This window comes from Alteromonas sp. M12 (assembly GCF_037478005.1).
GTDB classification, from domain to species: Bacteria; Pseudomonadota; Gammaproteobacteria; order Enterobacterales; family Alteromonadaceae; genus Aliiglaciecola; species Aliiglaciecola lipolytica_A.
This window is the reverse complement of record NZ_CP144164.1, coordinates 2,461,622-2,483,545: the sequence shown is the minus strand read 5'-3', so window position 1 is coordinate 2,483,545 and position 21,924 is coordinate 2,461,622. Positions and strand designations below refer to the sequence as shown.

The 21,924-nt window shown below is 39.8% G+C and carries 12 protein-coding genes; all 12 read right to left on the bottom strand.

Annotated features, from left to right (window positions below; translation table 11 throughout):
• Positions 1-18 precede the first annotated feature (18 nt).
• The 12 genes from rlmKL to VUI23_RS10525 all read right to left on the bottom strand — a co-directional run bounded on the left by rlmKL (position 19) and on the right by VUI23_RS10525 (position 21,764).
• Complete coding sequence (gene rlmKL / locus VUI23_RS10580) at positions 19-2,118, bottom strand: bifunctional 23S rRNA (guanine(2069)-N(7))-methyltransferase RlmK/23S rRNA (guanine(2445)-N(2))-methyltransferase RlmL (protein WP_342808192.1); 2,100 nt, start codon at positions 2,116-2,118, stop codon at positions 19-21.
• Positions 2,119-2,220: 102 nt separating this feature from the next.
• Entirely contained in the window at positions 2,221-2,775 is a 555-nt protein-coding gene (locus tag VUI23_RS10575; RefSeq protein WP_216046594.1) for a cell division protein ZapC domain-containing protein, read from the bottom strand.
• A gap of 59 nt (positions 2,776-2,834) precedes the next feature.
• Complete coding sequence (gene pyrD / locus VUI23_RS10570) at positions 2,835-3,845, bottom strand: quinone-dependent dihydroorotate dehydrogenase (RefSeq protein WP_216046593.1); 1,011 nt, start codon at positions 3,843-3,845, stop codon at positions 2,835-2,837.
• 79 nt (positions 3,846-3,924) lie between these two features.
• Complete coding sequence (locus VUI23_RS10565) at positions 3,925-8,763, bottom strand: NAD-glutamate dehydrogenase (protein ID WP_216046592.1); 4,839 nt, start codon at positions 8,761-8,763, stop codon at positions 3,925-3,927.
• A gap of 251 nt (positions 8,764-9,014) precedes the next feature.
• Positions 9,015-11,330, bottom strand: a complete 2,316-nt coding sequence (locus VUI23_RS10560) for an MMPL family transporter (RefSeq protein WP_216046591.1) — start codon at positions 11,328-11,330, stop codon at positions 9,015-9,017.
• On the bottom strand, positions 11,327-12,358 hold the full coding sequence (locus VUI23_RS10555; RefSeq protein WP_216046590.1) for a YCF48-related protein: 1,032 nt from the start codon (positions 12,356-12,358) through the stop codon (positions 11,327-11,329). The genes VUI23_RS10560 and VUI23_RS10555 overlap by 4 nt, the downstream gene beginning before the upstream one ends.
• A 62-nt stretch (positions 12,359-12,420) precedes the next feature.
• On the bottom strand, positions 12,421-13,788 hold the full coding sequence (locus VUI23_RS10550; protein WP_216046589.1) for a DUF1329 domain-containing protein: 1,368 nt from the start codon (positions 13,786-13,788) through the stop codon (positions 12,421-12,423).
• Positions 13,789-13,800: 12 nt separating this feature from the next.
• Positions 13,801-15,879, bottom strand: coding sequence for a DUF1302 domain-containing protein (locus VUI23_RS10545; RefSeq protein ID WP_342808191.1), 2,079 nt, complete (start codon positions 15,877-15,879; stop codon positions 13,801-13,803).
• Positions 15,880-16,057: 178 nt separating this feature from the next.
• The gene (locus VUI23_RS10540) at positions 16,058-16,279 is read right to left on the bottom strand and encodes a DUF2835 family protein (protein ID WP_216046587.1); all 222 of its coding nucleotides are present in this window, start codon (positions 16,277-16,279) and stop codon (positions 16,058-16,060) included.
• 4 nt (positions 16,280-16,283) lie between these two features.
• A complete protein-coding gene (gene pepN / locus VUI23_RS10535; RefSeq protein WP_342808189.1) occupies positions 16,284-18,875 on the bottom strand; it encodes an aminopeptidase N in 2,592 nt (863 codons plus the stop codon).
• A 50-nt stretch (positions 18,876-18,925) separates the two neighbouring features.
• Entirely contained in the window at positions 18,926-20,413 is a 1,488-nt protein-coding gene (gene nhaC, locus VUI23_RS10530) for a Na+/H+ antiporter NhaC (RefSeq protein ID WP_216046585.1), read from the bottom strand.
• Positions 20,414-20,426: 13 nt separating this feature from the next.
• Positions 20,427-21,764: a sodium-dependent transporter gene (locus tag VUI23_RS10525; protein WP_342808187.1), complete on the bottom strand. Its 1,338-nt coding sequence runs from the start codon at positions 21,762-21,764 to the stop codon at positions 20,427-20,429.
• Between the last annotated feature and the right edge of the window lie 160 nt (positions 21,765-21,924).

The following is a 21,924-nucleotide window of genomic DNA, read 5'->3' as shown; positions in this document are numbered from 1 at the left end:
ATCAATTATCTCGTTTATCTAGTCTTGCTTGGTAAATATCCAGCAGTGGTGAATTTTAGGATTACGTTTGAAGTCTTCAGGCAATGTTTTTTGACTTATATTTTCCACCGATAGCCCCAGTGACTTAACGGCACTTTCATCCAATTTAAAACTGCGTAGATTATTAGAAAAAATAATCTCACCCTTTGGATTTAAGCGCTGGTAGGCATGTTCAAGCAGTTGCATATAATCACGCTGAACATCCCAAGTTGAATCCATTCTTTTAGAATTAGAAAATGACGGAGGATCGATAAATATTAAGTCATAAGTTTGCTGATGGTCGGTTAGCCAATTAATACAATCCGCTTGAATAAATTGATTTGCGCAATTGATGTTGTTCAACTGAACGTTTTGTTTCGCCCAGCTAATATAGGTTTTCGACATATCAACTGTGGTCACTGATTTTGCACCACCTAATCCAGCGTGCACAGAGACACTTCCGGTATAGGCAAAAAGATTCAACACATCTTTATTGCTTGATCGTTGTTGCACAATTTGGCGGGTAATTCGATGATCTAAGAACAGTCCCGTATCAAGGTAATCAGACAGGTTAACTAAAAACTTAGCCCCATTTTCGTAAACCTCTAAGGTAACTTTCTTTTCAGCTACCTTTTGATACTGTTCACTGCCTTTTTGCTTTTGGCGTGTTTTCACTACAATTTGCGTTGAATTCACCCCAGTCACTTCGGGCAATGCCAAGAGTACGTCATGCAAACGTTTACGGGTCTTTTGCTCTGGAATATCTTTTGGCGCAGCGTACTCTTGCACAACTAACCAATCAGCGTAACGATCTATTGCTACGTTGTATTCGGGCAAATCGGCATCATACAAACGAAAACAGTTAGTATTTTGTTTGTTGAGCCAACGAGATAGGGACTTAATATTTTTAGCTAAGCGGTTGGCAAAATCTGATTGCGGCTTCACCGACTCTTTAACAATGACATTCTTTTCATCTAAAACGTAATTAACCAACTGACACTCAATAGCCCCGTTCATTAATTTGTAATCTTTATTGGCAACCAATTTCAGCTGTTTAAACAGGTCTCTATTAGCAGTGAGTAAACTTACTCGCCAACCTTGAAAGTGTTGTTTTAAATGTTCGCCCCATGATTGGAACACTGGTAATAGTTCAGTCAGCTCATTTAATCTTTCCCCGTAAGGTGGGTTAGACACTATGTAACCGGCTTCGCAATCAACTTGTAATTTAGTCGCATCAGAATTGAAAAAAGTAATGTGCTCAAGCATTCGGGCTGAATCGGCATTTTGTTTTGCAGTGTTTAAAACTCTTCTATCCAGATCATTAGCATATATTTTTGCCTCAGGCTGTACTTGAGCATCCAGTGCCTCATCAACTAATACTTGCCAAAGTTCAGCTTGATGTAATTTCCAATTGCTGAAGCCCCAATGCTGTCTACCTAAGCCAGGAGCAATATTACATGCCATCAATGCCGCTTCGATGGCAATGGTTCCTGAACCACACATTGGATCAAATAATGGCTTAGAGCGATCATTATTCCATCCACTACGTAATAACATCGCACAGGCTAAATGTTCTTTTAAAGGAGCTTGTCCCGTTTGCTGACGATAGTGACGTTGGTGTAAGCTGCGGCCCGAAATATCCACGTATACCGCAAAATTTTCTCTGCGTACTCGAGCATGAATTCTTATATCTGGCTGAACTTTACTGATCGACGGTCTTTCGCCAAAATGATGGCTAAAGGTATCAACAATTGCGTCTTTAACCTTTAAAGCACCAAACTGGGTGTTATTAATCGTTCTATTGGTACCCACAAAATCAACCACAAAGGTATTTGAAACGCTAAAGTGATCCTGCCACGGCACAGTTGCAACAATATCATACAGCTCTTCGGCAGTATCTATTTTGCCTTCGGCCAATTGCACAAGAACACGATTCGCTAACCGAGACCACAGACAAACTTGGTATACGTCTTTTAGCTCACCACTAAAATACACCTGACCAGGTCGCATTTTTAAACTGCTATTCGGTAATAAAGTCGTTAACTCGTCAAGCAATAGCCCATCGAGTCCCCTTGAGGTTGTAACTAGAATTTCAAACATGTATGTACCAGAAAATAAAATCTCGGCGATTATACGGGATAAAGGCAGAGGGTATAAGGGTTATTATTGAATAGCGGATTATATTTGTATAAAAAATGAAGATTAAAAATAAGAAAAATTGTCTGATTGTTCGTCGCTGTCATCTTCAAGTTGCTCTAAGCTCAACAATCTATCGGACAGCACATTTATTAACGAAAACTGACTATGTACTTTATTATCGGAGGTTGTAAACTCTTCAGATAAATTTAAACATAATACTGAACTACCCTGTTGTTGCAGAGTAAGCATCAGGTAACTTTCACCATTGCAGCTTAACCAAGCCAGTTGCTGCTCCTCACTATGCAAACAACAACTATTTTTTTGGTATAACCAGCTTTTGTTTAAAACCGGTTTATGAAAGCACTTCGCAGCAGTTGCGTTTAATGCAATTTGAGTCTTCACACTATCTTCGAAGGGTACATTGGAGTTATTTACCGCTTCAAGTGATTCAATGAAACATTGAGAATGCTGAATTTCAAAGTACAAATTCTCTGGAATCAGCTTTAACTGAGAATCCAAATAAGCAGTTTGAAACGATAATCCAGCATTTAACTCAATCATCAAAAAATGTGACTGTTTATCTATAAACCATTTCCAATGACCTGATGGCAACAACATAGAATATAAACTTCAGTAAAGGCTATTTTATCTAGTGTGAATTTATCACAATTACAGCCTTATACTAATCCTTTCACTATTTGTTTTATCAGTGGAGGTCCCTGATAAATAAAGCTGGAATATATTTGCACTAAACTGGCTCCCGCACTTAGTCTCTCATTTGCAGTAGCACTAGAATGAATCCCACCTACGCCAATGATAGGCATTGCACCATCTAAGTATTGCGCTAGTTTCTTAGTTATATGCAGGCTCTTATCAGTTAGCACTTCTCCACTTAACCCGCCAGCTTCTTTTGCATAGCGCAAGCCTTCTACAGCAGAACGATCTAGCGTGGTATTGGTGGCTATGACCCCATCAATTCCGGTTTTAACTAAAGATGCAGCAATGCCCTGCACTTCCTCATCGGTTAAATCAGGCGCTATTTTGACCACAAGTGGCACATATTTACCGTGAAATTGGGATAATTGCTGTTGTTCATTTTTTAGGCCCAACAGTAAGTGATCTAATGCTTCACCATATTGCAACGATCTTAACCCTGGCGTATTGGGAGAAGAAATATTAACTGTGACATAATCTGCATAGGCGTAAACTTTTTTCAAACAGATTAAATAATCATCTAGGGCGTTCTTTTCTTCTGTTTGTTTATTTTTACCAATATTAATACCTAAAACCCCATCATATTGGGACTGTTTCACCTGCTCAACTAGATAATCAACACCTTTATTGTTAAATCCCATGCGATTAATGATAGCTTTCGCATCAGGCAATCTGAACATGCGTGGTTTTTCGTTACCAGGCTGTGCTAGAGGGGTTACGGTGCCAACTTCGATAAAGCCAAATCCCATGGCAGAAAATGCATCAATACATTCGCCATTCTTATCTAATCCTGCGGCAAGGCCTAATGGATTTTTGAAGGTTAATCCTAAACATTTAACTGGATGGTCTTCTACCGTCTGCTGATAGGTTAGCTTTAATAAATTATGTTGAGAACGTTTCAAATAGTTTAACGTGAAGTCATGACTCCATTCTGGGTCACATTGAAATAGTGCTTTTTGCACAAGTGGATACATAAAAAGACCTCAACAAAAAGCCCTGATTAGCAGGGCTTTATTATTAAAAACAACTGGATATTAGTATACCAATACCCCATTAACTGCTCGCGTTTATGCTAAGCAACATCAATTCTCTTAGTGCCACAGAGAATTTAGCAAATTCATGAGAATTACTGGTTTTGAATTCTGACATCATATGATACCAGCGTTCCAACAATATGGTATTGTTCTCCATCCATTTATTCAAAATTTCTTCAGGATCATTGTTATCTGGTGCACCAGATAACAATACAGTAGTAAGCGATCGTTGCTGCCAATCTAACTCTTCACGATAAGAGGCTCTGGCGAGTGCTTGCCAATGGTTGCTTACTGTTTGGTTGTTAATTTGATCAAGGAACCAATGTAACTGCAATTTTGAACCTAAATTGAAGTATAAGCTTGCTGCCACATCCAATTTTCGGTTTTCTGATTGGGTCATTTGGGCCAAATCTAAACTGCAGAACATATTGCTCAAACTAGCGACTTTGTAGGCAATATTTTTAGGAACACCTTGCGCCACATAATCTGAAGTGGATTTTTCCAATTGGCTATATTCTGTATCAACTAAGTAGTTTTCTAAGTTTTCACTTAACGCGCTAAAAGTAGAAACGTACAAGTTAACTGACTCGGTGATAGACAGATTTTTTTCACCGTGGCGCAAGAACCAACGTGATGCTCTGCGCATTGTTCTACGCATTAGATCGAGCATTCCCAATTGGGTTTTTGCTGAAACCTTGTTGTCTAAACTTTCTATTTCTTGCCACAATGCATCGATACCAAATACAGCTTTAACAACCGAGTATGCCGTCGCCACTTCTTCCACTGCAGCACCGGTTTCTTCTTGCATCCTAAACACAAAATTAAGCCCCATATCATTAACCATATTGTTGGTTAATTTAGTCGCTATAATCTCAGCTCGCAGCGGATGGAATTCCATCTGCGGTACAAACCTGTCTTGCAGTTTCTGCGGGAAGGCACTAACCAGTAATTGCTCATGGAAAGGATTGTTAGTGATCTGTTCGATATTTAACTTCTGTTTTAAAACCATTTTGCCGTAAGCTATCAATACCGATAGTTCTGGTCGTGTTAAGCCTTTACCCAAAGCTTGTCTATCCGATAATTCATCGTCAGATGGAATAAATTCGAGTTCTCGATTTAACGCCCCTTCTCGTTCTAAACCATGTATGAATCGCAGTTGCTCTTTAAGTAGCGTAGGACCGCCATATTCAGTAATGGATATTGATTGAGTTTGACGATAGCAATCTTGTATCACTAACTCGGCAACATCATCGGTCATAGAGTAAAGTAACTCATTGCGTTGTTTACTGGTTAAATCACCGGCGCGAACCAAAGCATTCAGTAAGATTTTTATGTTCACTTCGTTATCTGAACAATCAACCCCACCTACGTTATCGATAAAGTCGGTATTTACCCTACCGCCTTGAGATGCATATTCGATGCGGCCCATTTGGGTTAACCCTAAGTTACCCCCTTCACCAATAATTTTGGCGCGGACATCTTTACCATTTACGCGAGTATCATCATTGGCGCGGTCCCCAACTTCACTGTGGGTTTCTTTGCTACCTTTGACGTAGGTGCCAATCCCGCCGTTCCAAATCAAATCAACCTGCATTTTTAATGCATTGTGAATAAGTTCATTAGGAGTCATAGCTGCCTGAGTCGTACCTAACCATTTTTTCATTTCATTGGTTAATTTGATCGACTTCGAGGCGCGACTAAAGATACCGCCGCCTTTAGAGATTAGCGATTTATCGTAGTCATCCCAGGTCAGAGATGGATTTTCAAACAAACGTTTTCGTTCTGCATAACTGTTTGCGGTGTTTGGATCAGGATCAAAGAATATGTGTAAGTGGTTAAACGCACAGATTAAACGTGTGTGTTTTGATAACAACATTCCGTTACCAAACACGTCACCTGCCATATCGCCGATGGCAACACAGGTAAAATCAGTGGTTTGACAATCAATATCAATTTCACGGAAGTGACGTTTTACTGATTCCCATGCACCTCTAGCGGTAATACCCATCTTCTTGTGGTCGTAACCGATACTGCCACCTGAAGCAAAGGCGTCACCAAGCCAAAAATTGTATTCATCGGAAATGCTGTTCGCAATGTCAGAGAAGGTCGCCGTTCCTTTATCTGCCGCCACAACCAAATAAGGGTCATCTTCATCAAGTCTAACCACATTTTTAGGCGGTACGACTTCACCATCAATAATGTTGTCAGTGATATCTAATAGGCTGCGGATAAATATGCGATAGCAAGCCTGCCCTTCTTTTTGAATCGCGTCTCTACCTTGATCCATGGGTAAGTTTTTACAAACAAATCCACCTTTAGCGCCCACGGGTACTATTACCGTATTCTTAACTTGTTGGGCTTTAACCAATCCAAGTACTTCGGTTCTAAAGTCTTCTCTTCTGTCAGACCAGCGCAAACCGCCTCGTGCTACTTTGCCACCGCGTAAATGCACACCTTCAATTCGAGGGGAATACACAAATATTTCATATTTTGGCAAAGGAAGAGGCATGTCTGGAATTAATTCAGGCAGCAACTTAAATGACATATAAGGTTTTTCGTTGCCATCTTCATCAGGTTGATAGAAGTTGGTTCGCAAAGTGGCCAAAATCATGTCTAAATAACGGCGAATAATTCGATCATCATCTAGATTAGATACTTGGTCTAGGCGCTCTTTAATATCACTTAAAATACTGTCGTTTTTCTTTTCACTGCGTTTTTTATTTGGATTGAATCTATTGGCAAATAATTCAATTAGTTTTTTTGCAATACTTGGGTAATTAGCCAGTGTGTTTGCCATGTAAGTCAAACTAAACGAACTTCCGGTTTGACGCATATATTTTGCGTAGGCCCGCAATATAGTGACGTTCCGTCCGGTTAAACCGGCACCTAAAACCAACCTATTAAATGGGTCGTCTTCTAAGGTGTTGTGCCATACTTTGGCAAACGCATCTTGAAACAATGCTTGCGCTGCTTCCATGTCTAAGTTTTGACTATTACTGTGCAGCATTGAAAAGTCCATAATCCAATGCACATCGCCATTTTGGCATTTTATTTTATAGGGACTTTCATCAATTACCCGCAAACCAAAGTGTTCAAGCATTGGCAATACAGCAGACAAATGAATGGGTTCCTTACGGTGAAACAGTTTTAGTTTAACCGCTTTAGAGTCGTGACCTTCTTCTTGAGGTCGATAAAACAACATATCCAGGGTATGAGATTCGGTAAGTTGTTCAAGCTTACTGATATCGACTAATGCAACGCTTGGTAAGTTTTGTTCTGTATAACTGCGAGAAAATGCATTACCGTACATTTGTTCTATGGCTTTACCAGCTGCTTCACCATAGGTTGCGCTAATAGAAGCTGCCAACCTGTCATTCCAACTTTTGGTTAGCTCGATAATATTCTTTTCAATTTCCTTCACATTAAATTCCGCATTGTTATCTTTCACTCGTGCAATGTAGTGAGTACGCGCATAAACAGACTCAGAAAAATAAGTAGTAAACTCTACTTGTTCTGTACTATTAAAAGACTTTTGTAATAATTCTTGGGTCTCTTTACGTAACTGCGTGTTGTAGCGTTCCCGCGGAACATAAACCATACAACTAATAAAACGACCAAATGCATCTTTACGTACGAATAATTTAGATATTCCACGTTCCTGCATTTGAAAAATGCCCAATATTATCTTGCCTAACTCTTCATCATCACCTTGTAGCAACTCGTCACGAGGATAAGTTTCGATAATATTGACGAATGCTTTGTACGCGTGTGAGTTTTTATCAAAACCGGAATGTCCACAAATGCGTTCAATTTTGCGTTGTAAAACAGGCAACTGTGTAGCGCTGCTATTGTAGAATGAAGCTGCATACAATCCTAAGAAGCGGTGTTCGCCAATTACATTACCGGCCTTGTCGAAACATTTAATACCTACATAGTCCATATACGCGGGACGACTTACTCGCGCCCTGCTGTTGGTTTTAGTTAAAATAAGCGGGTTTTTACTTAATGCTTCTTTTTGCGCCGATTGTGGCATATTAGATAAAATTCTATCGCGGTCGCTTATTGAATTTTTCATCAAACCGAGACTGGTTTCGTTTTTAGGCGTCCAACGATGATCACCTTCGATAGCGTTTACGTCATAGTAGCGATAGCCCATTAACGTAAAGTTATGATCATTTAACCAAGTTAAAAACTCCATGGCCTGAGTTTGTTCGTCTTTGCTGACGGGGCAATTTGATGAAGGAAATTCATCAATTATGCTGTTTAATTTGTCGCGCATTGACTCCCAATCTGAAACCGCTAATGATACTTCACCGACCACAGACAGTAGTTCACTGGTTAGTTTATTCAGCGCTTCTCTAGTGACTTGCCTATCAACTTCAATTAAAAAAACAGTTTCACGTATTTTTTGCTTAACTCGGCTTTTGCTAGATAAAAATGTATCTACTTCACCTTTATCATTTCGCTTTAGACTAATAGGACTATGTAACAATAAATGTGAGGTTATATTCAGGCGATTTAGAGTCATCCTGACAGAATCAACTAAAAACGGCATGTCCCTAACAATGATCTCAACGATAGTGTGAGAGGATTGCCAACCGTGTTTAGATATTTCTGGATTAAACACACGAATTTTTGGCTGTTGACCGTCATATTTAACAAACTCATTCCACAGACTTAATGTCGCACCATATAAATCGCTGTCATTGCGATTTTCTAAGTCGTCTATCGAAATGTTCTTAAATAGTAAACGAGAAAATTGCTCCACTAATTCGGCATTGGATTTATCGATTTTTTTATTAATCAGTTTAAATACGTTTTCTAGCAGTACTGAATGTTGGCTATTGGCAACCGTCATTTTATTACCTTGTAATGATAAAAGTGCTAATTTTTCTTAACACAATAAATAGGTTCTTTTTAGATTAGTCAAAATGCTGAGATATATACAGTTTTTGATAATTTAGTTGCTCTATTTTCGCTAAAAATTGAAGCCTTTAAAAGGATTAAATTAACTATAAATTTACAATAAATATAAATATGCAAGGAATCTAATTAAAAAAGGGCCGAATGGCCCTTTCATTGAAGTTTAAGCAAATAATTATGCAAAAATTATTTTTGTTTTCGCCAGAAAACAGCGGCTAAAGCCGGTAAAACTACGATAGCACCCAACATATTTACGACAAACATGAAGGTTAATAGTATACCCATATCCATTTGGAACTTGAGAGAAGAGAATACCCAAGTACTCACACCTACCGCAAGCGTAATACCAGTAAAGAGAACGGCACTACCTCTTTCTTTCAATGCTTCAAAATAAGCCTGTCTAACCGGCATGCCTGATTTAAGCTTAATGTTCATGGTCGATAATATGTAAATACCGTAATCCACACCAATACCTACACCTAAAGCAATGACTGGTAATGTAGACACAGTAAGTCCAATTTCTAAAAATGTCATCAATGCCTGAGCTAATACTGAAACAACATACAGAGGAATAACCACTGACATTGTAGCCCGTAAAGAACGGAAGCTCAGTAGACATAAAATAATCACTGCACCAAACACATACATCATCATTGGATTCTGCGCATCATCGACAGCTTCGTTTTTAGCCGCCATTACGCCAACAGGGCCAGATGCCAAACTAAATTTAAGCTCATCTGTTTCGTAATCCTGTCTGAAGACTTTAACCGCATCAACCACGCGTTTAATGGTTTCTGCTTTGTGATCTTCCATAAACAAGATGATCGGCATAACTGAACAATTAGTATTGAGCAAACCAGAAGACGTTGGGATTTGTGCAATTGCCTGCACCAAGGTTTGCTGATTACGCGGAATAACACGCCATTTAGGATTACCTTCGTTGTAACCTGCGTTGACTAATTTCGCCACCGATGGGAGGCTAACAGTTGATTGTACTCCTTCAATGTTGCCCATTTTCCACTGCAATTCATCAATCGCATTCATTACTTCATAGGAAGTACATGCCTCAGGCGTTGTTTCTACTAAAATGGAAATGTAATCGACACTGATGGCGTATTTATCGGTTATCAAAAATGTATCTTGATTGTAGCGACTACTTTCGTGCAGCGCAGGCGCACCTGCATGCAAGTCACCAATTTTCATTTTTGACGATTGAAGCCAACCAAATACAAACAAAACGGCGGTCACAATTAAGATTAAATATGCCACTTTAGGAGTCGAACAATGAGCAATCGTATTCCAAAATTTATCGGAACGATTTTCTTTGTTCTTAAATTTGTTTTTATATGAATCACTAAATTTCACATAAGACATCAGCACCGGCAATAGGATCAGGTTGGTCAATATAATGACTGCAACACCCAAACTAGCGGTTATTGCTAACTCTCTGATGATACCAATATCGATCACTAACAGGGTCATAAAACCGACGGTATCAGATAGCAACGCAATACCACCAGGAATCAGTAAAGTTCTAAACGCACTTTCAGCTGCAAATAGCGCAGTTCCGCCTTCAACAACACGTTTGCCTACTGCATTAATCATTTGCACACCGTGGCTTACGCCTATGGCAAAGACTAAGAATGGTACTAAAATCGACATAGGATCTAAGCCAAACCCTAGAATGGTTAGCAAACCTAATTGCCAGACAACGGCTATCACTGAACACAGTAAAGGCAATATGGTGAGCATGATTGATTTGGAAAAGAAATAAACCATTACGGCAGTAATTGCTAATGCAATGGCAAAAAACAACAGTACGTCTTTGGCACCATTGGCAACATCGCCAATCATTTTGGCAAAACCAATTATATGAATAGTGGTATTTTCGTTTTCGAATTTACCCCGTAATTGCTCTTCTAATTGATCAGCCAGTACTAGGGTATCTAATTTTTCGCCCGTTGCTGGGTCAATATTAAGCAACTGCGCAGAAACCATGGCACATTTGAAATCATCTGAGACCAATTGCCCAACTATGCCGGCCTTATCGATGTTTTGAGAAACTAAGGCTAACGCGTCTGGGTTTGTTGAATCAAAGTCTGCAGGGATCACTGGACCACCAGAAAACCCACCTTCAACAATTTCAGTAAAACGAGTGGAGGACGAAAATAATGATTTAACTAAAGAACGTTCAACGCCGTTAATGAAAAACAACTGGTCATGTACGTTTTTCAGCGTATCGAAGAATTCGGTGTTAAAAATATCACTATCTTTATCACATACTGATACCAATATACTGTTAGCACCGCCAAAATCTTTAGCATGCTTCATATAGTTGACCATGTATTCATGATTCAACGGTATATTTTTAGTGAAGCCTGCGTCTAATTTAAGTTGCGAAGATTGGTAACCTAAAAACGCAGTGGTTAACGCAAACAGTATTATTACAATAATCCGATTTCGAAAAATTGTGTTTACACAAAAATCAATCAATTTAGTCATAGGTCTTTACTAATTCCTTCGCAAACTGACTCGCCTTCGTTATACAAAACACTTTTAATTCCTTCAGCTGTGGCCAAAAGAATATGGTTTTGAAAAGAAACAGCAGCATTTATCGCTTTGCCATCATCAAAATGTGCATTTGAAACATTTGTATCATCAACACACACAACGTTACCGCTATTACCCATCGCCACAAACTGGGATTGAGAAATAGGCATAATCACATTTAATGAGGAAGTTATCCCTGAGTGGATGGTCATCCAGTTTCCATCATTAGCAGTCATTCTGAAAATGTTGCCACGCAAACCAACTGCAACAATATCGCCATTATTCAACTGCTGTATATCGAAGAACGAACCATAATAGTTTACGTCCATACGCTGCCAAGTGTGTCCTTTGTCTTCGCTTTTAGCCAATAACCCAGACTCCCCAGCAATATAAATGACATCATCAACCACTAATATTTTATTTAGGTGAGGTAAAATAGAGACCAATTCAGATTGATAAAACTCTTCATCTTCTAAGCGAATTTCTTCTAAATAGTCAATATCATCTGGATGGAGGAAACCCTGGTGAACTTCTTTTTTCCAAGTAACTCCGCCATCAACGGTGCGCATGAAAGTGCCGTATGCACCAATGGCTAAACCTTCTTTAACATCTAAAAATGTTACATCTAAAAGTGGTTTCTCCAACTCCGGGGCAAACATTTGAATTTCCCAAGGTTGGCCTTTTTCCGACTGATGTAAAATGACCGCATCATGTCCCACTGCCCATAATTTATTCTCAATGGCAGTCACAGCGGTAAGAGTAGATAAGGTTGGAATTGCTTGCTGTTGCCATTTTTCACCATCCTCTGAAATCAGAACATGGCCACGCTCGCCAACAGCGACAATGCGTTGCGCGGTTTTAGTGACATCTAATAATAGCGATTCTTTTGCTAAAGGAGCCATATAAGACTCTTCAGAAGACGCTGAGAATGCACTTAAAGAACTCACAAACAAAATTGTTAAAATTTTACTTCGATTCATTTTCTTCTTTTCATCTTCAGTTACAAAAACGGCTGGCAGAGCCAACCGTTTTTTTTTGCTAGTTAGCGTATCCCTTCTCGCCTAAGGGCTTGGGCGGTAAACTCTTTCTCACTAGGTCTAACAGAGAAATCGTAGACTTTATCTTCATTATCAAGTCCTAATGCCAAATAACGTCTTGAATTAAGATCATGATATACATCTAGCGTAGACCAATGTGTGGGAACATCGTAGTAATTTAATCCATGAGCAACTGCTACCTTGTACAAATCGCCACGGTTGTCATACATATCCACGACTTGTACTTGCCAACTATCTTCGTCAATGAAAAATACTCGTTTAGAATATACGTGACGGAAACCTTCTTTTAAAGTAGCTTCAACAACCCATACACGGTGTTTTTCATAACGAGTTAAATCAGGATTGATATGTCCAGGTGTTAAAATTTCTTCGTACTTCACTTTATCACTATGCAGCGCATAGCTATTATACGCGACGTACATTTCTTTTTTACCTTTTAATTCCCAGTTATAGCGGTCAGGTGCACCGTTAAACATATCGAAATCGTCGGTTGTACGCAATCCATCTGACGCAGTTCCTGGCGCATCATAAGCAATATTAGGTGCCCGTCTAACACGACGTTGCCCTGTATTGTACGTCCAAGCTTGACGTGGCTCACGCACCTGATCCATGGTTTCATGCACTAACAATGCTGTTCCGGCTAAACGAGCTGGTGAAGTAATCGACTGTTTGAACTTCATTAACATGTTGTTTTCTAACAGTGCTTCAGGTGTTGCATCACGTTTTGCATATTCAACTAATAGTATTTCATCGAATCCTATTACCGTGTAATCACCAGAAGCTGTCGGTGCTGCTTGCCCACCATTTCGTTCAATGCCTTCGCCACGAAAACGTAAAATATGGTTCCAAATTGCTTCTACACCCGTTTGTGGAATTGGAAAAGGTACACCAATAGCGGCATTCTTTATTCCGTTTCCGCCTTGCACTAGCTCCGCCCGTGATGCGTTCGCTTTAGCTGCATCGTAAACATATTGAGGGTTAGAGGCAGTACGACGAGTTTGATATACGGGCATTTCGTATGTTTCTGGGTAAGTTTCAAAAAGTTTGATTTGCCCAGCACTCAAAAAGTCAGCATATTCTTTGTAATTTTTACCCGTAATGGTAAATAAAACCTTGTCTCCTGGAAAAGGGTCAGGATGAAAGTCTCCCGGTGTATAACCTGCAGGAGGTGTTGTAATTCCACCATCCCAAGCTGGAATGCTGCCATCAGCATTACCCGCTTTTTCTCCGCCAAGTGGCGTGAGTTCAGTGCCAAGTTTCGCTGCTTGCTCTTGAGATACTTTCGCATGAGCAAACGAAACACTTAGTGCCAATGCCAAAGCAGAGGTTGTTACTACTAAATTCTTAATCATTTCGTTTTTCTCTTAAATCGAGTATTTAAAGTTGACTGAAACAAAGTCGCGATCTGAAAGTGCGTTCGAATTACCGATTCCACCCCAGAAACTGCTGTACCCTACCGCAGCTGAGAATTTACTCAAATAATCAAACTCGAAAGTTAAATTAGCTGATTTCACATCTTCGGTGAACAGGAACAATGGATCAGGTGTTGTACCCTCTACGTCATGAGAGAATGTCGCCCGTGTTCTGAGGTTTACTCCGGAAAACACGTTATTGAAGTCGGCTACCGCTAAGATCCGATATCCCCAAGCATAATCCGTTGGAAATGGATTTGTTTCAGGACCATTTGACAATCCAATGTGTAGACCTTCTCTGGTAGAAATAATATTACCACTTTCATCCCGTAAAGGCTCTAACGAAGGTGTTCTTGATGTGCCAGGTCCATTTAATCGTATAATGCTTGGATCAGGCATATCTTCAATGCTCACATAGCCTACTTCACCAAGTAATATTAAATTATCGGTTCCAAAGGCTGGCCCAAATACATGGGTTGTAGTTAATTGCATCTGAATAGTATCAGATAACACAAAACCTTCTGCTGTTTCGCCAGGACCAACCGAGCGACCGATATTACCCATTTGCGAGATACCCGCAAAATCTGGGCGTATACCTGCATTTGCCAACTGCTCAGGCATCGCGGTGTAAAGTAGTTCTACATCATCAATTTGTAATGGTTCATCAACACGATAAGCGATTTCACCAGCAACAGCAGTTTCACCAACGTTGGTGTTAAAACTGAAACCATACAACTTAATATCTTCAGGATACATAAATTGGCTTTCTGTGAAGGCGTCTAACGAGGTAATGTTGTCACGTGTGATTTCATTAGCGGCTAAGTAAGCAATATCTTGTGCAATACCTTCGGCAGTAAAATCGGATGTTGTACCGGAAATTAGCGGACGCTGACTATGGTAATTTATATGATAAATACTGAATTCCGTATCATTTAAATCAGCAGAATAGTAAGACATTTTAAAACCGTATTGACCTTGGTCATCGGCGTCGGTATGAGCTGCGTCACTATATCCTCTTACCGCTACTTTAGTAGGATAAGCCAAATAAGCAGCTGCAATTTGAGTCGAATCAGCACCGGCCAATAATGCCGAACGTAATCCATTTAGGCTCTCTAATAAGAAATCTAAATTAATATCTGGGTTACCGCTGAAGCCCAATTGAATATTTTGAGCCTGCCCGCCCTCACCTGCAAAATCATTAGTCGCAAAGTAACTACCTGCTTGCGGTAATCTACTGCGCTCCCACTCATACTGATAATACATCGACATACTTAAGTTTTCGGTTAAACCGAAGGAGGCGAAAACCATGCCGACAGGAATGAAAACTTCTTTTAGCTCTGCACCTGGAGCTTGTGCTCGAGTCACATCCACAGGGTTAGTGGTGTTTATACCGTGTTGGATGAAAGTACTTTCCCCCCAACTAACCACCTGGTTACCAATACGCAAAGTGACAGGTACGTCACCAATATCAAAGTCCGCATAGAAAAATGCGTCTAACAACCTGACATCTTTACATAATTCTTCTGATGCCTGAGATGCAGCACAAGGATCTTGGGTTTGACCGGTAATCGGATCCGCCCAGTCTCTAGAGCTGTCGTTTAAAGCAAAATCGTAAAAATAGAGTCCGCGAGCAAAAAATCCCATATTGTCATAACGGATATCTAATTCATGGGTGCCTTTGAAAACCGTCGAAAAGGCTTCACCTTTATCAAAATTTAAATTTCCCAAGTCACCATTTGTTGAATAAGAGCCATCAGCGCTTGCCCACACATCAGATGATGGATAAATAACATTGGTAGCCGCATTATAACCTGTCCAATCAAAATTAGGGTGATTGCTGTTACCAATCAAAGAAAAGTCCCGCTCTTCAACTCGAATGCTCGTTCCTAGCGAAAAGTTTGAGTCAAAGTTTACTGACCAATCTCCACTCTCCCATGACGCGGCGTAAAGATTTGCGGAAGTCATAACAGAAACGGCGGCTATGCTAAGTGCAAGCGGTGACTTTTTAAACTTCAAAGGTCCACACTTCATATTTTAGTTCTCCCTAGTCGTCAGAAAATACAGACGACGTTTATTTAGTAGCAAATTATTCACAAAATCATTACATCATTTCGACCTGATAGCAAGAAGAAATCGTACCAGTTAACAATTTGTAAAAATCTACCATTTTCAATAGGTTGAAAATCAATCAATCGTTAACAAGGGTAAATTAGCTCACTTTTTCAAATGAAAAGACTTTATTTTCAGGAGTAATTATAAGACGAAAACGCCCATTTAACCCGAGTCGGGTTACAAATGGTCGTAAATTAAAGGTGGGAAGTTGAACACTCTCGCCGTTCTCAGAATAAAGAATAACGGCATTATTAGATGATAGATAAAGCTTCTCACACATTTCGTAAGAAGCTTTTAAATTAAAATAATATGTTCGCATAGTGTCATTGATAGCTAAGGCTTTTGCTCACTTTTTCAAATACGTCTTTACTTAAATTGGGAAGCGCCATTAATCGCGTTAATTGGTACTTCATTAAATCAGCCCGTATATCATCCATTTTACGCCATTGGGTTAAAGGCGTAACAATTCTAGCGGCTACCTGCGGATTTCTTGCATCTAACTTAAGTAAATAATCGGTTATATATTTATAGCCTGAACCGTCAATCGCGTGAAAACCAGTAGCGTTGTAGAACGCAAAAGTACCGATAACTGATCGAACTCGGTTTGGATTATCATGATTAAACTGTTTGTGACTCAATAATAAATCTAGACGCGCTAAAATATCTGGAACCTCACAACTTGCGTGCAACGCAAACCACTTATCCAGAACTAAGGGGTCATCAGACCATTTTTGTTCAAATTTATCCATTAGAATTTCAAAACAAGGAAGCACTGCAGATTGAGCGGCTTTAAGTGCGCCTAGTGTGTCAGTCATATTGTCTGATGATTCAAACTGTTTAGTTACTAGGCTATTACCTTGCTCAGTTTTGGCTAAATAATATAAACACAAATTGCGTAACTTACGCTTATTAACTTGTTCAGATTCATAGTCATAACCAGATTGTTGGGTCGTTTGATAAACAGTTGCAAAATACTCTGAAAACGTTTTGGCGATATAAATTTCCAGTTCTTTTCTAGCCTGATTTAACTCCACCACATAATAACGTGGGACTTGCTGGGCTAACGTTTCGATACTCGGTAGGGTTAACATTTCAGCGATCAACGCTAAGTCAGAGGATGCTTTTATGTCCTTCAGCAATCCATCGACGAGTTTATCGATGGCCTTATAATTAACACTCAATTTAGAACTTGCTGGCGTTTTGCCGTGTAAATATTCACTAAAAAGGGTTTGAGCAGCATCCCAACGAGAAAACCCATCTTGGCTAGATAAGGCGATTTGCAATAAAGCGTCGACTGAATAGTTAAATTCGAGTTTAACTGGGGCGGAGAAATCAGCTAATAATGCAACTGTCGGTTTTTGTTCAAACCCAGACTTAACTAGTGACTGTTGATTGAGTTTAAGATTGAACAGTTCAACCGTTGTTTTCCCGCCTTTAGTAATCAATTCTAAACGGATAGGTATGTGTAAATCTTGTTTGTCTTTTTGATCGGCAGTTGGATTATTGATTTGTTTGAACTCAAGAGCATACTCTCCTTTTTCAGCATCAAAACTCTCAGTAACATTCACAATAGGCGTGCCTGACTGTCCGTACCAACGTTTGAATTGTGACAAATCAACTTGATTAGCGTCTTGCATTGCGCTCACAAAATCATCGCAAGTAACAGCTTGTCCATCATGTCGTTTAAAATACAAGTCAATGCCATTTTTAAACCCTTCCTGACCCAACAAAGTGTGCATCATGCGGATTACTTCAGCACCTTTGTCGTAGACAGTGACAGTATAGAAATTATTCATTTCAATAACTTCGTCAGGTCGAATAGGATGAGACATGGCGCTGGCATCTTCGGCAAATTGATGTTCTCTCATCACTTTGACATTTTTTATCCGATTCACCACTGGAGAACTCATGTCTGCACTAAACTGTTGATCGCGAAAAACCGTTAACCCTTCTTTTAAACTGAGTTGGAACCAATCTCTACAGGTCACACGATTACCTGTCCAATTATGGAAGTATTCGTGGGCTATCACAGACTCAATATTGAAAAAATCTTCATCTGTTGCCGAGGCACTATCGGCTAAAACATATTTACTATTGAATACATTTAAGCCTTTATTTTCCATCGCTCCCATGTTGAAAAAGTCCACGGCAACGATCATATAGATATCAAGATCGTATTCTAAATCAAAAACTTGTTCATCCCATGCCATCGCTTTCTTAAGGGAAGCCAATGCATGATGACCACGACTCGATTTACCTTTATCAACAAAAAGCTGTAATAAAATTTTTCTACCAGAAGCCGTTTTATAATGATCCTCGAGGAGGTCAAAGTCTCCAGCAACCAAAGCAAATAAATAGCAAGGTTTCTTGAATGGGTCATGCCATTTAACCCAATGACGGCCATCTTCAAGCTTACCGCTGTCAACTTTATTACCGTTAGATAATAAGAATGGGTAATTCTTCTGATCGGCATAGATAGTAACTGTATATTCAGCCAAAACGTCAGGTCGATCGATAAAATAGGTTATTTTGCGGAAACCTTCAGCTTCACACTGAGTGCAATAGGCGTTAGCAGTTTTGTACAACCCTTCTAACGAACTATTCGCAGCCGGATTAAGTTCTGTAAATATTTCTAAATAGAAGTCTTCAGGGACATTTTCAATTATCAACGACGTTGATGTTTGCTGATACTTTTCAACGCTTTTACCATTTAATTTAACATCGATCAGTTCTAACTCTTCACCATCCAAAACAAGTGGATGTTGATGTTCACCGTTACGCTTAATACGCAACTGACTCTTAACTTGGGTTTTTGGCTCTTCAAGTTTTACCGATAAATCTACCGTGCTAATGAAAAAATGGGGAGCTTGATAATCTAAACGGCGTTTTGCTTTGATAACACTATTGTCGGACATACTTTGACCTAATTGAAAATATAAAAATACCGAATTGCGCCCAGCAAAAGCTAACTTTTACTGGCAACCGGCTCTGCGTATGCAGGAATTGGTACTCTGAGAATTTTAATCCCTAAATAGGCATACACGATAGCTAAAATAGGATTAATCAGATTAAAAAAGGCATAAATAGCGTAATCTAGCGCACCTACCCCTAAAACACCGCCCATGTAGGCACCACACGTATTCCAAGGTATTAGAGGCGAGGTTAAGGTTCCGCCATCTTCTAAACTACGAGATAGGTTTAATTGATGCAAACCACGCTTTTCATACTCATTCTTATACATGCGCCCAGGCATCACTATAGCCATATACTGATCCGCCGTAATCACGTTAGTAGCAAAGCAGGTCAATATAGTTCTGGAGATCATGTCACCAGCCGATGTAGCACCTTTTAAGATAGCGCTGACAATTCGTTTTAATAGCCCGACTTTCTCCAGTACAGCACCAAAGGTAAGTGCGCACATAATTAGCCATATAGTATTGAGCATGCTAGACATTCCGCCACGACTTAACAAGTCATTCAACACATCACTATCGGTACTAAAATTAACCCCTGCATAAAGCGCTGTCCAAACAACAGTGATACTGGCAACGATTCCTTCGCGTTCATCTGTAGCAAAGCTTTGAACGACTTCCGGTTGAAAGGCAGCAGCCCAAATCCCCCCTAAAATGGCGCCAATAGATACCGCAGGGAAAGCTGGCACTTTTTTCAGTGCTAAAACAAGCAGCACGGCTAACGGGATAAGTAAATGTAATCCCAAGTTAAATTCAGACTCCAGCAGATTTTGCATATCCACAATACCTTGTGCTGATGCCTCTTGACTTGAGTTAAAGCCTAAAACCGTAAATATTATTAAAGTGATTATTATGCTTGGAACAACTGTCCACAGCATATATTGAATGTGTTCAAATAAATTTGTCCCGGCAATTGCTGGCGCTAAGTTAGTGGTTTCCGACAAAGGAGAAATTTTATCGCCAAAATAAGCGCCAGATACCACAGCACCAGCAGTAACAGCTTCCGACATCCCCATGCCATTGGCGACTCCCATCAAGGCAACACCAACAGTAGCGGCAGTTGTCCAACTACTGCCAATACTCATGGCTACAACAGAACAAATCAAACATGTTGCTGCATAGAACAGTGATGGGTTGAGTAGTTCTAATCCATAGTAGATTAAGGTTGGAACTGTACCAGATAACATCCATGAACCAATTAAAGCACCCACGGCCAATAAGATTAAGATCGCACCAAGGGATAATGAAATTCCACTGACAATACCCTTTTCTATTTCCTTCCAGGTATAGCCATTTTTAATCCCTATCATGGAAGCAATGAACATCGCGAATATCAAAGCGATTTGATTGGGACCGAAAGAAGAATCACTGCCGTACCAATAAACCGACGAAAATAACAAACAAATTAAGATTACGATCGGTATTAATGCATCGAGAATTGTCGCTTCTTTTATGACTTTTTTATTATTATTGTTGTCCATTGGATTGATTTCCTTATCCTGTCACTGAACGATAAAACATGATGAAAATGACCACAGGACATATAAATTTCACATACCAAGGCCAAATTTTCCAAAATAACGAATGTTCGACCTCTTCATCCCCTTTGCGAAGCTCAGTTAATATATGATTCCGACGCCATACCCAACCTGCAAATATACATAAAGCGAGACCTAATAGAGGTTGGCTATATTTAGTTGTTAAGCTGATCACCAGACCAAACAAACTTGAGAAATTAAAGATGATAATCGAACTTGCGACAAAAACGCATATCGCTAACAACCAAACCGCTTTGGTGCGCTTAACGCCTTTACTCTCCACGACATAGGCGACGGGCACTTCAAGCATTGAAATGGATGAGGTTAAGGCGGCAATTACCATCAATGCAAAAAATGCGAAAGCCACAAAAATGCCCACTGATCCCATAGTATCAAATAGTGCAGGCAACACGGTAAAGATGAGGCTATCACCTTCAATTAACGCACCGTTTTCAGAAAATATTTGTACACCGTTATGCAAGGCGACATACATAGAAGGGATAATTAGCATCCCAGCAAGTACTGCCACGCCAATGTCGACTAACGCAACTGAGGCGCCAAGTGACGGTAAACGTTCATTTTTACTCACATATGAACCGTAAACTAGCATAGTACCAACACCAAGAGACATAGAGAAAAACGCCTGTCCCATCGCATTAATAAGTAACCCTGGATCCATAATTCGGCTGAAATCAGGAACTAAATAAGCCTTCCAGCCCTCAATCGCACCATCTTGCAATGAAACGTAACCAATGAGTAATACAATAATAATCATTAGCGTTGGCATAAGTCTCACTGACCAACGTTCAATTCCTTTGCTAACACCTCCGGTTACAATAGCGGCAGTGAGAATAAGAAATGCACCAGAAAAGACTAAATTTCGGAAAATGGATTGGCTCGTCAACCAATTTGATAACGTATCTAGAGCGAAGAAATGGGTGACTGTTTCTAGGAAAAAAGCCAACATCCATCCGGCCACAATGGCGTAGAATGCCAGAATTAATGAAACCGTTATAAACCCCCAGACGCCAGTAGCTCGACCTAGTTTACTACCAGATATTTGCCCAAGGGCATCTACCATATTAGCTCTGGTAGCACGACCGATGATTAATTCAGCCATTAAAACCGGATAAGCCAAAAGGAAAGCTAAGACTATGTAAACCAATACAAAAGCGGCTCCCCCATTACTGGCTACTTGGGTAGGAAACCCCCAAATATTACCTAATCCAACAGCTGAACCAGCTGCAGCGAGTATAAATCCAAGTCGAGAAGAAAACTCTCCACGTGCGTTCATTCCGTACCCTTTTATTATTATTGTGTTTAGCTAACTTTTTTAGCCATTTTGGGAATACTATACCGCTATGACCTCAAAATACCCATATTTTGCAATTGATTATCCTACTTAAAAATAGCATTAAATGTCGTGAGTGACGATTTGCATAAATTTAAGTTCA